The following is a 15567-nucleotide window of genomic DNA, read 5'->3' as shown; positions in this document are numbered from 1 at the left end:
TCATCGTTGCTATCTTGAAAGGATGACCGAGGGGATCACCACGATGACGCGCCACCAATTGAGCCACAGCTTTCGCGAACATGTCGCCGATGGCGTCGTCCATGTTCTGGGCGTCGTTTTCGCCGTGGCAGGCGTAAGCGCGCTGATCGTCTGGGCCTCGCTCGCAGCACCTGCGGGGCGCGTCTGGCCGCTTGCGGTCTATTCGGTGGGGCTGATCGCCTCTTTCTCGCTCTCGGCCGCCTATAACCTGACGCTGCATGCACCGACGCGTGCGGTGTTGCGGCGCTTCGACCACGCGGCGATTTATCTACTGATTGCAGGCACATACACGCCGATGGCGCTGATCGGCCTCGGCGGTGTCGCAGGCTGGGCGCTGACCGCGACGGTCTGGGCGCTCGCGACCTTCGGCATCGTGATGAAGCTCGGCTTCTTCCACCGCGCGGAGCGCACGGGGTTCTGGCTCTATCTGGCGATGGGCTGGCTCGGGATGATCGCGATGTGGCCGTTGATCGTGGCCCTGCCCTTGCCCGCGCTGATCCTGCTGGTCGTGGGCGGGCTGACCTATACGGTCGGCGTGATCTTCTACCAGACCGAACGCATCCCCTTCTCGCGCGCGATCTGGCACGGCCATGTGCTGGCCGCAGCCGCGACGCATTACGCCGCGGTGATCGTGATCTCGCACTGAGCGGGGTTCAGAGCGGCTCGATATCGCCCATCGCGCGGGTCTCGTGGAATTCCGAGACGAAGCGCGCCAGCGCCCCCTCGTCGATCGCCGCGCGCAGGCCCGCCATCAGTTCCTGATAGTAATGCAGGTTGTGCCAAGTGAGCAGCATCCCCGAGATCATCTCGCCGGAGCGGAAGACGTGGTGCAGATAGGCGCGCGAATAGTTCGAGCAGGCGGGGCATGTGCAAGCCTCGTCCAAGGGGCGCGGGTCGTCGGCATGGCGGGCGTTCTTGATGTTCACCTGACCGCGGCGGGTCCAGGCCTGACCCGTGCGCCCCGAGCGCGACGGCAGCACGCAATCCATCATGTCGATGCCGCGTTCGACCGCGCCCACGATATCATCGGGTTTGCCGACGCCCATAAGGTAGCGGGGTTTGTCTTGCGGCAGCATGCCGGGCGCATAGTCGAGCACGCCGAACATCGCCTCCTGCCCCTCGCCCACGGCGAGGCCGCCGACCGCGTAGCCCTCGAAGCCGATCTCCTTGAGTTTCTCGGCACTTTCCTCGCGAAGCTCACGCGTCACGCCGCCCTGCTGGATGCCGAACAGCGCATGACCCGGACGGTCACCGAAGGCGTCACGTGAGCGCTGCGCCCACCGCATCGAGAGGCGCATGGATTTGGCCACTTCTTCCTCGGTCGCAGGCAGCGCGGGACACTCGTCGAAGCACATCACGATGTCCGAGCCCAAGAGCTTCTGAATCTCCATCGAGCGTTCGGGCGAGAGCATATGTTTCGAGCCATCGACATGGGAGGCAAAGGTCACGCCTTCCTCGGTCAGCTTGCGCAAGCTCGCGAGGCTCATCACTTGGAACCCGCCGGAGTCGGTCAGGATCGGCTTGTCCCAGTTCATGAACTTATGCAGCCCGCCCAGACGCGCCACGCGCTCTGCACCGGGGCGCAGCATCAGATGGTAGGTATTGCCCAGCAGAATATCCGCGCCGGTCGCGGCCACGCTTTCGGGCATCATCGCCTTCACGGTGGCGGCGGTACCCACGGGCATGAAAGCCGGCGTACGGATCTCGCCGCGCGGAGTCGAAATCGTCCCGGTGCGCGCCGCGCCGTCGGTGGCCTTGAGGGTGAAGCTGAACTTGGTCATCTGGGGCTCTCCTTCGGCCCCGGCTGATAGACCCAAAGCGGCGCAAAGGGAAGGCCGCGCGCGGCAGCAGAGCGAAGAGCGATCAGAAGGGCAGCAGGCTCTTTTTCGGGCGGAACTTCACCCCGCAGCTTTCGAAAAAGGCGCGCACCTCCGGAGTGAGCATGCCGCGACCATTGGAATATTGCGGAAGATCGAACCCGCCGCCTGCGTTGATCTCTACCACAACGGGGCCATCCGCAGTGATGGCGATATCGGTGGATTGATACCGGACGGGGGCGAAGCTGCGCGCGGCCCGCTCGTTGATTTCGAGGAGTTCTTTCCAGAAAGGCAGTTCCATCCCCATCAGGCCAGGCCGGTCGGGATGATCTTCGAGGAATTCGACCTCGATCCCGCGTCGCGCGACGGTGCGAATGCGACCGGTCGGGACGTCGATTCCGCAGGCGAGATTTCCGGGGCGCCAGAACGCATCGGCGATATTATCGCCTTGCGGCAGCTTGATCGCCGCCATTGGCACACGCAGCCCGTCATTCGTGAGCAGGTTCACCATCCGCACCGTGGCCAGAGCAGAGGCATAAGGCTGCAAGGCGGCGTGGTTCTGGAGCACCGGCTGAAGCACATAGGCATTCTTGGCGAGCGTCTGCTCGGCGAAATCGTCGTAGCTCATCGGCTCCTGGCCGGCGCAATGGATCATCTCGGCATCCGCGTGTTCGATCCGGAACGCACCGAAGCTGACCATGCCATCCACGATCTTGCCGAAGAATTGCTGCCCTGGGCGCGCGAGAAGGAAAGCCCTCAGCTGGTTCGCATCGCTGATCCGCTCCCCCATCCCGTGGTAGAGGCGCTGCGAGGGGTCGAGCACAGCGACAGTCTCGGGGATCGGCACCCCCGCGGCGCCAAGAAGCGTTGAGGCCAGCGCCTTGTCCTCTGCGGCGCTGTACCAGCCGCGGTTGTTCACGACATTGACGATCGGCCAGTGCAGGTCGTTGGACAGGAACCGCGCGCGCTCTGCCTGATCGTGGCGTGCAATGTCGTAAAGCCCGAAGCGCACATATTCGACGAGGTTGATCCGCGTCTCCGACTTCGCAAGTTGGCGATAGTCGCGCAGCACCTGCAACACCGAACGGCCCGACTTCTTGGCCGCGTAAACCAGAAGATCCTGGAAGGAACTGTCGCGCGCGCTCTGATAAGCGGTTTGGTCAAGTGTGGCGAGGGACATGGCGACTCCAAGTGAAACAATCATCGATCTTCCGTTGAATTTGATCCTATGAAGAAACGCGGCAAAACTTGGGCAAAGCGACGATCTTTTCGCGGTCAGCCCTTTGAAATCGTCGGGGGTCGCACGGCATCTTACGTGGGGGCATAGACCGGAATCAGCTTTTCGCTTTACGCTAAGGCAAAAGGAGGCTCGCCATGTTCCGCGCCCTACTTCTCGCCCTCTTCACCACGCTTGCGCCGGTCGTCGCGGCCGCGCAGAACCAGCGGATCAGCCACTGCATCGCGATCGCCGATGCAGCGCCCGGGATCGAATATCTGCACAAGGCCAGTTGGTCCGACCCGGTGCCGGACCAATCGGTGCGGCTGCATTACATCGACCATTCGATGGTGCTGTTGCAGACCGAGGGCGGGCTGTCGGTCATTACCGATTTCAACGGCTGGACCGGCGGGGCCCGGTTTGCCCCCGATTACGTCACGATGAACCATGCTCATTCGAGCCATATGACCGATATGATCCCGGACGGGACGGTGGCGCTTAAGGGCTGGTCGGATCAGTTCGGCATCGCTGCCGAGCATCATCTCGATCTGGGCGAGATGCTGATCCGCAATGTGCCCACTGATATCCGCAGCTGGGGCGGGGTCGAGGAGAACGGCAACTCGATCTTCGTTTTCGAGGTGGCGGGGCTGTGTATCGGCCATCTGGGCCACCTGCATCACGAGCCCGATCCCGCGCAATATGCGGCGCTCGGGCGGCTCGACGTCGTGATGGCAGCGGTGGACGGATCCTACACGGTCGATCAGCCGACGATGATCCGCATCCTGAACCGGTTGCGCTCACGCATCGTGATCCCGGTCCATTGGTTCGGCGAGCCGACCCTGCAGAGCTTTCTCGACGGGATGAAGGGTGTCTTCGCGGTCGAGCGGCCGGGCGTGAGCGAGGTGATCGTCTCGCTCAGAACCTTGCCGCGCGAGCCGACCGTGATGGTGCTGGAGCCCGACCGGCTGCGGTAGCGCTCACCAGATCTCAGGTCTCTGGACGGCTGCCACGCAATGCGGCCTCCCCGCGAAGGTGCCGAGCGGCGTCGGCCTCAGGGATTGGCCGAGCCAGCCCTGCGGGATCGTCAGCGGATAGGGCGCAGCAATGGCGGCCTCGGCAATCGGAGCAAATCCCACCCGTCCGTAATAGGCCGGATCACCATAGGTCAGCACGGCCTCGACACCCGCCGCTGAAAGCTCCGCGAGGGCATGACGGATCAGCCTCTGCCCGACGCCCTTGCGTTGCTGCGTCGGGGCGACTGCCATCGGCGAAAGCAGAAAGACGCGGCGTGGATCTTCGACATAGCGCAGGCGGGTGAAGCAGACTGCGCCGATGAGGGTCTCTCCGTCGCGCGCGACGAAACAGTACAGATCGCCGGGGTCGGTCCGGGCGAGGATGTCGCGCACGAGCGACCCGATCAGCGTACCTTCGTCGGGCCTTCGGAGGCTGCGAAGTTATCCGCGAAGAGACCGGCGAAGCGCTCCGCATCTCCGGCATATCCTGCGCTGATCTCCACCGGGCTCAACTCTCCGCCTTCTTCTCCCAGCGGCCGCCCTCTTCCGACCAGTAGATCGCTTTCGCGCCCGCGCCGGTGAGTGTCTTCCACTGGCCGCGCGCATGTTGCACCGCCTGCGGGTCGTTGCCGTCGAACAGGATCCAGACGCGTTTATGGGCGTCGGTCTCCTCCGCCGCGACCTCGGCACCGTCCACGGCCATCATCGCCTCGCGCCCGTCGCCTGCGGGCGCGGTGCCCAGCAAGATCGGCTGCAAAGCGTCATGTGGCCCGCCTGCGAGCCCGTGCGGCAGAAAGCTCGCCTCGCTTCCCATCAGCCAGAGTCTCTGGTCGAGCCAGTCGAGGCGCGCGGAATCGGTACCGCGCAACTCCACCTTCCAACCCTGCTCCACCGCCCGGGAGGCGAGGTTCAGCACCACCTCCTCGAGACTGGAGCGGGTCAGATGGTAGAAATTGACCTGCCCCATCTCAGGCTTCGAACTTGTCGCGGATAAGCCGGTCGAGCATGCGCACGCCCCAGCCGGTCGGCCCTTTCGGGGCCAGCGTGGTCTCGTTCGGCGGAAGCGCGACGCCCGCGATGTCGATATGGCACCACGGCACCTCGTCCTTGACGAAGCGCTTCAGGAAAGCGGCCGCGGTGATCGCGCCGCCCCAGCGGTTTCCGACATTGCGCATATCCGCCAGCCGCGATTTCAGCGCCTTGTCATAGGCGGGCTGCAGCGGCATGTGCCACGCGCCCTCGCCCTCGGTCTTCGCCGCTTTAAGAATGTCGGCTACAAACTTGTCATCATTGGCGAAAAGGCCCGCATTCTCGTGACCGAGCGCGACGATCACCGCGCCGGTCAGCGTGGCGAGATTGACCATCGCCTTGGGCTTGAACCGGTCCTGCGCATACCAGAGCACATCGGCCAGAACGAGGCGGCCTTCGGCATCGGTGTTGATGACTTCGATCGTGTCGCCCTTCATCGAGGTCACGATATCGCCGGGGCGTTGCGCGCGCCCGTCGGGCATGTTCTCGACGAGGCCCACGAGGCCCACGACATTCGCCTTGGCCTTGCGCAGCGCCAGCGTGCGCATCACGCCCGAGACGACGCCTGCGCCGCCCATATCCATCGTCATCTCTTCCATGCCCGCGCCTGGCTTGAGCGAGATGCCGCCCGCATCGAAGACGACGCCCTTGCCGACGAGCGCGAAGGGTGCCTCACCTTCCTCGCCGCCCTTCCACTGCATGACGACGAGTTTGGAGGGCATTTCCGAGCCCATGCCGACACCCAGAAGCGCGCCCATGCCGAGCTTCTTCATGTCCTCTTCCTCGAGGATTTCGACATCGAGGCCCAGCTCCTGCATCGCGGCGAGGCGGGCGGCGAAATCGTCGGTGGTGAGGATGTTTGCGGGCTCGTTTACCAGATCGCGGGTGAAGAACACCCCCTCGGCGAGTGCTGCATGCGGGGCGGCGGCAGCGGCGACTTCTTCGGGCTTGTCGACCATGATCGTCACCGGGCCGAAATCCTTCTTGCCCTCGCCGGTGTGATAGTCGAAGCGATAGGCGCGCAGCGCTAGCCCCAGCGACAGATCAGCCGCGCGCGGATGGCCTTGCGCCACCACGAGAACCCCGGCTTCGCCGAGCTTGGCCCCGATCGCAGCCCCCGCCTTGCGGGCCTCGTCGGCACTGGATTTCCGGTCGAGCCGCACCAGCTGCACCGCTTCGGCGGCGATCGCGGCGGGCCAGCTCAGATTCATCGCCTCGCCCGCACCCAAACCCGCGAAGGCTTCCGAATCCACCGCGCGCTTGATCGCGCCCTTCATCGCGCGGTCCAGCTTGCGCCCGGCCTGGCCCAGCTTGCCGTCCCCGCCCACGATCAGAGCGATCCGCCCGCTTTGGGTGACAAAGCCCTCCGGATCGGTTTCCTTGAAGGCGATGGCGACGGGTTGGGTCATGTGGGGCTCTCCGCAGATGGGACCGTCGCGCGGATCGGCGGCGCGCGGTCGCGATTGGCATCATTTCGCGCGAGAGCCTAGCCCTGCCTCCGGAAAATGAAAAGCACCCCCGCTGCGCCCTTCCCTCACTTCGCCCGACAGGCTAGAGAAAGGGAAATATTCGGGGGTATTGAAGGGTCGTGACGCGACTGGACAGATATGTTTTGTCCAAATTGATGGCGCTGTTCGGGTTTTTCGCGCTCGTGCTGGTCTCCGTCTATTGGGTCAACCGGGCTGTGATCATGTTCGACAGCCTGATTTCGGATGGCCAGACCGCAACGGTGGTGCTGGAATTCACCGCGCTGACCTTGCCTTACGTCATCCGCATCGTGCTGCCGGTCGCGGCCTTCGCCGCCACGATCTACGCGTTCAACCGGCTCGATCAGGACAGCGAATTGGTGGTGATGCGCGCCACCGGAACCTCGAACTGGCGGCTGGCGCGTCCGGTACTGGTCTTCGGGCTGATCGCCTCGGTGATGATGGCGTTGCTGGTGAACTTCCTCGTCCCCGCCGCCAAGGCCCGTCTGGCCGAGCGCCAGCAGGAGGTCGCGCAGAACCTGACCGCGAAATTCCTCACCGAAGGCACGTTCCAGCATCCCGCGCCGGGCATCTCGATCTATATACGGCGCATTTCTGATCTGGGGGAGTTGCAGGATATCTTCGTCTCCGACAGCCGCTCGGCACAGACGAGCACGATTTATACCGCCGACAAGGGGGTGATCGTGAAGACCGAGACGGGGCCGAAACTGATCATGTTCTCGGGTATGGCCCAGACCCTGCGCAAACCCTCCGATCACCTGTCTGTCACCCGCTTTGCCAATTTCACCTACGACATCGGCTCCTTCCTCAAGTCCGGGAAAGCGCGGGCGCTGAAGATCGACGAGATGATGACCCCGCGCCTCGCCGCGATGATGGCGGGGAGCGGACTCGACGCGACTCCGGGCGCCGACAGCGCCAAGGCCGCCCGCGACGCGCTACGACTGGAGCTTGCTCGGCGGATCACGCAACCGCTATTGGCCCCGATCGCGGCGCTGATCGGATTCTCGGCGCTGATGATGGGCACCTTCTCGCGCTTCGGCATGTGGCGGCAGATGACGCTCGCGATCGGCGGGCTGATCGTGATGCAGGTACTTCAGAACGCCGCCGAAACCAGTTCCGGGCGCGACCCCTCGCTCTGGCCGAGCCTGATTGCGCCGACGCTGGGCGGGATCGTGATGGTGCTGTTCATGCTGTGGTGGTCCGGTCGTCCGCGCCGTATCCGGCCCAAGCGGGAGGCTGCCGCGTGACGCTTGCTCTCTATCTTGCGAAACGGTTTCTCCGCAGCTTCCTGATCGTCGCGGCAAGCTTCTGGAGCATCCTGTTCCTGATCGACGTGGTCGAGGAAATCCGCCGCTTCTCCGATCAGGGGCTGAGCCTTTTGCAGGTCTCGTTGCTCTCCGCGCTAAACATCCCGGAGACGCTTTACACGATCCTGCCGCTGATCGTGATGCTGTCCTCGGTGGCGCTGTTCATCTCTCTCGCGCGCAGTTCGGAACTGGTCGTGATCCGGGCCGCGGGCCGGTCTGCACTGCGTATGCTGGCCGCACCGATCGCGGCGGCGCTGGTGCTCGGGCTGCTGACGCTGCTGGTGGGCAACCCGCTCGTCTCGGCCACGTCGAAGCGCTATGAGACCCTGCTGGATCACTACACCTCCAATGGGGGCTCGACCGTGTCGATCGGGCGCGAAGGCGTCTGGATGCGACAAAGCGCGGGGCTTTCCTCGGACGGCAAAACGCTCGCGCAGGCGGTGATTCATGCCGATCGCGCGAATGGCGATGCAACGACGCTGCATGGAGTGACCTTCCTGATTTTCGACCCTCAACGCGGCCCGGTGCGCCGGATCGACGCGAAAACCGCGACGCTGGTGCCGGGCGCGTGGCAGTTGCAGGACGTGAAAGACTGGCCGTTGGGCGACTCCACCAACCCCGAGCGCGACGCTACGATCGAAGACAGCCTCTCGCTGCCCTCCGACCTGACGGTGGCGAGCATCCGCGACAGTTTCGGCAAGCCCTCCGCAGTGCCGATCTGGCAATTGCCGGGCTTCATCGCCTCGCTGGAGGCCGCAGGCTTCTCCGCGCGCCGCCATATCGTGTGGCTGCAGATGGAGCTCGCGCTGCCGGTGCTCTTCGTTGCGATGGTCCTGATTGCGGCGAGCTTCACGATGGACCATGTGCGCTTCGGCGGCATCGGCGCGAAGGTTCTTTTCGCCTTGGCTGCCGGTCTGGGCTTGTTCTTCCTGCGCAATATCGCGCAAGTTCTGGGCGATAACGGACAGATTCCCGTTCTACTCGCGGCCTGGGCGCCGCCGGTGATCGGGTTGATGCTGCCGCTGGCGCGGCTTCTGCACCGGGAGGATGGGTGATGCGGCGGCAATTCGGCGCTTTGGCAGGACGGGCGAGCGCTCTGGCGCTGATCGTCGCGCTTGGCGTGGCAGGGCCGCAGCCCGGGCGCGCGCAAGACCAAACAGCGACCGATACGGCCCCCACAACGCAGGGTGCGGCGATCCCCGCCTCGGACGAATTGGCGACGCTGCTGGCCGATCGGGTCGCGATCCGCAACCAGAACGAGTTGGTCGCGGAAGGCAATGTCGAGGTCTTCTACAAGTCGAACCGGCTGTCTGCAAAACGCGTGGTCTATGACCAGAAGGCGGACAAGCTTTACCTCGAAGGTCCGATCCGGCTGGTTCAGCCCGGCCAGTCGCAGGCGGTGATCCTCGCCTCGCAGGCAGAACTGTCCTCCGACCTGCAAAACGGCATCCTGCTGAGCGCGCGCATGGTGATGGCGCGCGAATTGCAGCTCGCCGCCGCCCGGATCGAGCGGCGCGAGGGCGCGATCACCGTCATGGACAAGGTCGTGGCGTCGTCTTGCGAGGTATGCCGGACCAATCCGACGCCGCTTTGGGAAATCCGTGCGAGCCGCGTCGTGCACAACGCGACGACACGCCAGATCGTATTCGAGGACGCCCAGTTCCGCGCGGCCGGCGTGCCGATCGCCTACCTGCCTCGGCTGCGGCTGCCCGCGCCAGGCGTGAAGCGGATGACGGGCTTCCTCGCTCCGCGTTTCCGCACCACGAGCGGTCTCGGCCCGGGGCTTCTGGTACCCTATTTCATCGCGCTCGGACCCAGCCGAGATCTGACGGTGACGCCCTATTTCGCCACTTCGCGCACCGAGACGCTGAACCTGCGCTATCGGCAGGCCTTCAACTGGGGCAAGATGGAATGGTCCGGCGCGCTGAGCAAAGACGACATTCGCAGCGGCACGCGCGGCTATCTCTTCGGCGATCTCGAGGCGCAGCTTCCGCGCGAGTTTCGCCTGACCGCGCAGCTTCGGCTGGTCAGCGACGACAGCTACCTGCTCAATTACGGGCTCAGCGACGATGACCGCCTGTGGTCGGGCGTCACGCTCGAACGGGTACGCAGCGACGAATTGATCTGGGCCCGCGTCGGCAATGTCCACTCGCTGCGCGCGGGTGAGAGCAACGCCACCGAGCCAATGCTGAGCGGCACCGGAGAATGGCTGCGCACCTTCCGCCCCGCCGGGATCGGCGGACAGGCCAGCGTGCGGTTTTCCACCCTCGCCACGCGGCGCGCTTCGAATGCGACGGTCGATCTGAACGGCGACGGTCGCCCCGACGGGCGCGACATGGTGCGTGGCTCGCTCACCGCCGATTGGCGGCGCAACTGGCTGTTCGGGCCGGGCATGCTCGGGTCGATCGAGACCCAATTCGCGGGCGACATCATCGAGACCAACCAGGACCCCGCCTTCAGCGAAACGATCCTGCGTGGCCAGCCTACCGTCGCCGCGGAGATCCGCTGGCCCTGGGTCAAGACGAGCGGTCGCGCGGCCTATGTGATCGAGCCGGTTGCGCAGGTCGTCTGGGCGCCGGATCACCTGAAGGACGCTCCCAACGAGGACAGCCAGCTGCCTGAATTCGACGGCGGCAACCTGTTCTCGCTGACCCGATTTCCGGGCGAGGATGCCCGCGAGACGGGTTTGCGCGCCAATGTCGGGCTCGGCTGGACGCGTTATGACAGCTCCGGCTGGTCGCTTGGCGTCGCGGCGGGCCGTGTGTTCCGCCAGCGCGACCTGAACCAGTTCTCGCAGGGCACCGGGCTGTCGGGCACGAAATCCGACTGGCTTCTCGCGACCCATCTGACGACCGCGAACGGGCTGACGCTGTCGAACCGCGCGCTGTTCGACGATAACTTCTCCGTGTCGCGCGACGAGGTGCGGCTATCGCGGGTCGGAACTGACTTCGACATCTCGGCGGGCTATCTCTGGCTCGAGAAGAACCCCGCCGAAGGACGCGACGACAACATGTCCGAGCTGATGCTGGACACGGCGTGGCGCTGGGGCGCCGGCTGGTCGGGCACGATGAGCACACGTTACGACTTCACCGCCGAGCGCGCTGCGCGCGCCAAGCTCGGCCTGCGCTACCAGACCGAATGCATCGCGGTTGATCTTTCCCTCTCGCGCCGCTTCACGTCATCCACTAGTGTAGCCCCTGAGACCGATTTCGGCCTATCCGTCCAACTCGTCGGCTTCGGCGCGAGCGACGGTGCGCCCGCGCGGCGAATGTGCGGAAGTTGAGGCCGGGGATCGCAAAGCGGCCCAGCGGGCCCAGAGGATCAACGAGGCCCCAAGGGCCAGGACTGAACGAGACGAAACGGACAGGCACGCTCATGACGATGATGACCCGACTGCTCACCCTTCTGGCGCTAATGCTCGCCCTGCCCTTCGCCGCAGGAACGGCGCAGGCGCAATCGGGCGGTAGCTTCGCGCCCGTCGTCACCGTCAACGGCATGGGCGTGACCGACTACGAAATCAACCAGCGGCAGCGCTTCATGCAGCTGCTGAACGCCGGCGCGAACACGCGCGAGGACGCCGAGAAGGCGCTGATCGAGGACCGTCTGCGGATCTGGGCCGGCAAGCGCATCGGCATCAAGCTCGACGAAGCCGCGATCCAGAAGGGCATGGATGAATTCGCTGGCCGCGCGAACATGACCGGCGACGAATTCGTGCAGGCACTGCAGAAGGAAGGCGTCGATCCGAACACGTTCCGCAACTTCACCGAAGCCGGCCTTGTCTGGCGCCAGGTGATCCGCGCACGCTTCGGGCAGCAGGTGAACATCACGAAATCCGACGTCGACCGCGCGATGATGCCCGAGAGCCAGACCGGCAAGGGCGTGAAGGTGCTGATATCGGAGGCGATCATCCCCGCACCGCAGGGCCGCGCCCGGGCCGCGATGGGGCAAGCGCGTCAGCTGTCGGCCGCGCAGGGCGAGGGCGCTTTCGCCGCGCTCGCGCGTCAATATTCGGCCGCGCCGTCGCGTGCACGCGGTGGGCGTCTGGACTGGATGCCGATCGACAAGCTGCCGCCGCAACTGCGCGGCGTGGTGCTCAAGCTCAAGCCCGGCACCGCGACCCAGCCGATCGAGCTTCAGGGCGCGGTCGCGGTCTTCATGCTGCGCGCGATTGGCGACGGCGATGCGCCGTCGGGCCCGCAGACGCTCAGCTACATGACCTTCGCGATCGGCCCGACCGGCTCGCAGCAATCGGCCAAGATCCAGAGCCAGGTGGCCGCGGCGCGCGAATGCAACCAGCTCTACACGATCGGCAAGGGCTTCCCGCCGAGCGCGCTCACCAAGCATGAGGACGTGGCGCAGGCGCAGGTGCCGACCAATATCGGGCTCGCGCTGGCGCATCTCGATGTGGGCGAGACCGAAGTGATCCCGCAAGGCGCCAACGACGTGCTCGTGATGCTCTGCGATCGCAAGGTTGCGCCCCAGGGTGACCAATCGGCTCCCGACCGCGATCAGGTCCGCGCGGCTCTCGAGAACAAGGCGCTGGAATCCTACGCCAATGGCTACATGGCCGATCTGGAAGCCGAAGCGGTCATCGTGCGCAAATGAGCGCCCAGCCGACCGATCGCACCGCAGCCCGTGCGCCCGACCGCCCCGTGATCCTCAGCTGCGGCGACCCCTCGGGGATTGGCCCAGAGATCGCCGCCCGCGCCTGGGAACATTGCGGCGCGAAACTGCCCTTCGTCTGGATCGGTGACCCCGCGCATCTGCCGCGCGGCACGAAGATCCGAGAGATCGACCGACCCGCCGACGCGCTGCGCCACGCCAGCGCCGGGCTGCCGGTGCTGCCCCATGAATTTCCCGCCGCCGCCCTTCCGGGCGAGCCCGATCCCGCAAATGCGAAAGCCGTGATCGACGTGATCGCGCGCGGCGTCGATCTGGTGATGCGCGGCGAAGGGGCTGCGCTCAGCACCGCGCCGATCAACAAGAAAGCGCTGAAAGACGGGGCAAGGTTCACCTTCCCCGGCCATACCGAATATCTGGCCCATCTCGCGGGCGTCGAGCGGGTAGTGATGATGCTCGCCTCGTCGCGTGTCGACCCGCCGCTGCGCGTGGTGCCCGCCACGATCCATGTCGCGCTCTCCGAAGTACCGAAACTTCTGACCCCGCAGCTTCTGCGCGAGACGGTGCGGATCACCTATGAAGGGTTGCGGCGCGATTTCGGCTTCTCGGCCCCACGGATCGCGGTCGCGGGGCTGAACCCGCATGCAGGCGAAGGCGGGGCGATGGGCATCGAGGAAGGCGACTGGATCGCCGACACGCTCGACGGTCTGCGCGAAGAGGGCTACGCGGTTGCGGGCCCGATGCCTGCCGACACGATGTTCCACGCGCGCGCCCGGCAGAATTACGACGCGGCGATCTGCGCCTATCACGATCAGGCGCTGATCCCGATCAAGACGCTCGATTTCGACGGCGGGGTGAATATCACGCTCGGCCTGCCCTTCGTGCGCACCTCACCCGATCATGGCACCGCCTATGACATCGCGGGTCAGGGCCGCGCCAACCCTGCCTCGTTGATCGCGGCGCTGGAGATGGCGGCCCGGATGGGAGCGGCCCGGCATGACTGAGGCTGCGTGATGGCCACGATCGACGGGCTGCCCCCGCTGCGCGAGGTTCTGCAGACGCATGACCTGGTGGCAAAGAAGAGCCTCGGGCAGAACTTCCTGCTGGACCTGAACCTGACCGCGAAGATCGCGCGCTCGGCGGGCGATCTGACGGGTGCCGACGTGCTGGAGGTCGGTCCCGGCCCCGGCGGTCTCACGCGCGGGCTGCTGGCCGAGGGCGCGCGCAAGGTGCTCGCGATCGAGAAGGACACACGCTGTCTGCCCGCCTTGGCCGAGATCGCCGAGGCCTATCCGGGCCGTCTCGAAGTGATCAATGGCGATGCGCTGCAGGTCGATCCGCTCGCGCATCTCACGCCCCCGATCAAGATCGCCGCGAACCTGCCCTATAACGTGGGCACCGAGTTGCTGGTGCGCTGGCTGACGCCGAAAGACTGGCCGCCCTTCTGGGAAAGCCTGACGCTGATGTTCCAGCGCGAGGTGGCTGAGCGGATCGTGGCGAAGCCGGGCTCTAAGCATTACGGCCGCCTCGCGATCCTCGCGCAATGGCGCGCCGAGGCGAAGATCGTAATGAGCCTGCCGCCCGAGGCATTCACGCCCGCACCCAAGGTGCATTCGGCGGTGGTGCATCTGCGCGCCCTGCCCGAGCCGCGCTATCCGGCCGATGCGGCAACGCTCAGCCGGGTCGTGGCTGCGGGCTTCAACCAGCGCCGCAAGATGCTGCGGGCTTCGCTCAAGGGTGTCGCCCCTGATATAGAGGCGAAGCTGGAGCAGGCTGGGATCGCGCCCACCGAACGCGCCGAACGGGTCACGCTGGAGCAGTTCTGCCGCCTCGCGCGCATCGTCGCGGGACAGGAATGAACTGCGCCGCGCGCGAGGACGACTTGCCTCGCGGTGCCGAGATCGTCTTCGCTTCCCTCATTTCCGGGATTGGCCAGTTGCCCACGTCGATGCTGACCGGTCACACCGCTGAACTGCCGCGATAGAGAGAGCTGCGCGGTTCGCGCGTGTCGGCTTGCACGTGGCACATCTGATGGATGGCAGCTGCGGCCGGGTGTATCCGCACGCTAACCAGACGGGCGAAGCGTCCGCCCCGCTCCCAAGATGCAAAAAGGCCCGCCAACTTGGCGGGCCTCGCGCTATCTCTTGGGAGGCTTTACTCGCCTGAAGCCTTCGGCAGCTCGGCACTCGCCTCGGCTTTTTCGGCCTTTTCGGCTTTCGGAGCGCGCGGCTTGCGCGGGGCGCGCGGACGCTTGGGCTTCTCGGCCTTTTCAGCTTTCTCGGCCTTCTCCGGCTTTTCGGAGGGCTCTTCCGCCTTCGGCGCGTCGTCGCCGCGGCTACGGCTTTCGGGCGTATCGACGAGGGTGGAATCGTCATCGGAGTCCAGCTGCGGCATCGGCGGCATCATCTCGGAGCTTTCGCTCCGCTTACGCCCGGACGACTTGCCCTCGGAGCGCTCGTCGCGGCGCTCGGACGCATTGTCCTGAGCCTCGCCTTTCGAGCCGGTCTCGTTTTGACCGTCATTCTGCTGACCGTCGTTCTGACCGCTGTTCTGGCCGCCGCTTTGCCCGTGGCCGCCGTGGCTCTGACCACCATTATTCTGGCCACCATTGTTCTGGTTGCCGTTATTCTGGTTGTTCTGCTGGCGCTGCTGGTTGCGGGCTTCCTGCTCGCGGGCCTGTTCTTTCTGCGCCTCGCCCAGCATTCGCGTGTAATGCTCTGCGTGCTGCAGGAAGTTCTGTTCGGCCACGCGGTCGTTGCCGAGCTGCGCGTCGCGCGCGAGCTGCAGATATTTGTCGATGATCTGTTGCGGCGTACCGCGCACCTTGCCTTCGGGGCCGGAGCTGTCGAAGACGCGGTTGACGATATTGCCCATCGACCGTTGACGGTTCGACTTGTTACGCGAACGGGATTTCGAAGATCTCATGGCTTTCGTTTTCTTGGCCCGTTGTCACGGGCTTTTCGGAAATGGCCGCTAATGCAGGGCCTGCGGGCTGAACTGTCACGCTGGGCATACCTGCCCGGTTTCGTTCCAAACACC

The 15567-nt window shown here is 65.4% G+C and carries 14 protein-coding genes; 8 read left to right on the top strand and 6 right to left on the bottom strand.

Annotated elements, in window-relative coordinates:
- Nucleotides 1-43 precede the first annotated feature (43 nt).
- Entirely contained in the window at nucleotides 44-685 is a 642-nt protein-coding gene (trhA, locus tag BMG03_RS08780; protein WP_075774739.1) for a PAQR family membrane homeostasis protein TrhA, read from the top strand.
- A 7-nt stretch (nucleotides 686-692) separates the two neighbouring features.
- Here the strand turns inward: trhA and tgt are convergent, their stop codons facing one another.
- Together tgt and BMG03_RS08770 are read right to left on the bottom strand one after the other, a co-directional pair.
- A complete protein-coding gene (tgt, locus tag BMG03_RS08775; RefSeq protein WP_075774572.1) occupies nucleotides 693-1820 on the bottom strand; it encodes a tRNA guanosine(34) transglycosylase Tgt in 1128 nt (375 codons plus the stop codon).
- A gap of 82 nt (nucleotides 1821-1902) precedes the next feature.
- Entirely contained in the window at nucleotides 1903-3036 is a 1134-nt protein-coding gene (locus tag BMG03_RS08770; RefSeq protein ID WP_075774571.1) for a sugar-transfer associated ATP-grasp domain-containing protein, read from the bottom strand.
- Nucleotides 3037-3230: 194 nt separating this feature from the next.
- Here BMG03_RS08770 and BMG03_RS08765 point away from each other — a divergent pair, with 194 nt between their 5' ends.
- Complete coding sequence (locus tag BMG03_RS08765) at nucleotides 3231-4046, top strand: MBL fold metallo-hydrolase (protein ID WP_075774570.1); 816 nt, start codon at nucleotides 3231-3233, stop codon at nucleotides 4044-4046.
- A 3-nt stretch (nucleotides 4047-4049) separates the two neighbouring features.
- On the opposite strand, the gene BMG03_RS08760 is transcribed toward BMG03_RS08765, so the two are convergent.
- The 3 genes from BMG03_RS08760 to BMG03_RS08750 all read right to left on the bottom strand — a co-directional run bounded on the left by BMG03_RS08760 (nucleotide 4050) and on the right by BMG03_RS08750 (nucleotide 6523).
- Nucleotides 4050-4478, bottom strand: a complete 429-nt coding sequence (locus tag BMG03_RS08760; RefSeq protein ID WP_157771573.1) for a GNAT family N-acetyltransferase — start codon at nucleotides 4476-4478, stop codon at nucleotides 4050-4052.
- A gap of 115 nt (nucleotides 4479-4593) precedes the next feature.
- Complete coding sequence (locus BMG03_RS08755; RefSeq protein ID WP_075774569.1) at nucleotides 4594-5052, bottom strand: DNA polymerase III subunit chi; 459 nt, start codon at nucleotides 5050-5052, stop codon at nucleotides 4594-4596.
- A gap of 1 nt (nucleotide 5053) precedes the next feature.
- On the bottom strand, nucleotides 5054-6523 hold the full coding sequence (locus BMG03_RS08750) for a leucyl aminopeptidase (protein WP_075774568.1): 1470 nt from the start codon (nucleotides 6521-6523) through the stop codon (nucleotides 5054-5056).
- Between the two features lie 179 nt (nucleotides 6524-6702).
- Here BMG03_RS08750 and lptF point away from each other — a divergent pair, with 179 nt between their 5' ends.
- From lptF to rsmA, 6 genes are all read left to right on the top strand, one after another.
- Nucleotides 6703-7848: an LPS export ABC transporter permease LptF gene (gene lptF / locus BMG03_RS08745; protein ID WP_075774567.1), complete on the top strand. Its 1146-nt coding sequence runs from the start codon at nucleotides 6703-6705 to the stop codon at nucleotides 7846-7848.
- Nucleotides 7845-8963, top strand: a complete 1119-nt coding sequence (gene lptG / locus BMG03_RS08740) for an LPS export ABC transporter permease LptG (protein ID WP_075774566.1) — start codon at nucleotides 7845-7847, stop codon at nucleotides 8961-8963. Before lptF ends, lptG begins: the two co-directional genes overlap by 4 nt.
- Entirely contained in the window at nucleotides 8963-11191 is a 2229-nt protein-coding gene (locus BMG03_RS08735; protein ID WP_075774565.1) for an LPS-assembly protein LptD, read from the top strand. Before lptG ends, BMG03_RS08735 begins: the two co-directional genes overlap by 1 nt.
- A 92-nt stretch (nucleotides 11192-11283) precedes the next feature.
- Nucleotides 11284-12513, top strand: a complete 1230-nt coding sequence (locus BMG03_RS08730; RefSeq protein ID WP_075774564.1) for a peptidylprolyl isomerase — start codon at nucleotides 11284-11286, stop codon at nucleotides 12511-12513.
- On the top strand, nucleotides 12510-13532 hold the full coding sequence (pdxA, locus tag BMG03_RS08725) for a 4-hydroxythreonine-4-phosphate dehydrogenase PdxA (RefSeq protein ID WP_075774563.1): 1023 nt from the start codon (nucleotides 12510-12512) through the stop codon (nucleotides 13530-13532). The genes BMG03_RS08730 and pdxA overlap by 4 nt, the downstream gene beginning before the upstream one ends.
- Before the next feature lie 9 nt (nucleotides 13533-13541).
- Nucleotides 13542-14387, top strand: a complete 846-nt coding sequence (gene rsmA, locus BMG03_RS08720; RefSeq protein WP_075774562.1) for a 16S rRNA (adenine(1518)-N(6)/adenine(1519)-N(6))-dimethyltransferase RsmA — start codon at nucleotides 13542-13544, stop codon at nucleotides 14385-14387.
- A 295-nt stretch (nucleotides 14388-14682) separates the two neighbouring features.
- On the opposite strand, the gene BMG03_RS08715 is transcribed toward rsmA, so the two are convergent.
- Nucleotides 14683-15453: a DUF4167 domain-containing protein gene (locus tag BMG03_RS08715; protein ID WP_075774561.1), complete on the bottom strand. Its 771-nt coding sequence runs from the start codon at nucleotides 15451-15453 to the stop codon at nucleotides 14683-14685.
- Nucleotides 15454-15567: the final 114 nt, after the last annotated feature.

This window comes from Thioclava nitratireducens, from assembly GCF_001940525.2.
Classification (GTDB): domain Bacteria; phylum Pseudomonadota; class Alphaproteobacteria; order Rhodobacterales; family Rhodobacteraceae; genus Thioclava; species Thioclava nitratireducens.
Note: the sequence above shows the minus strand (reverse complement) of the source record. Positions and strands in the feature narration are given on the sequence as shown.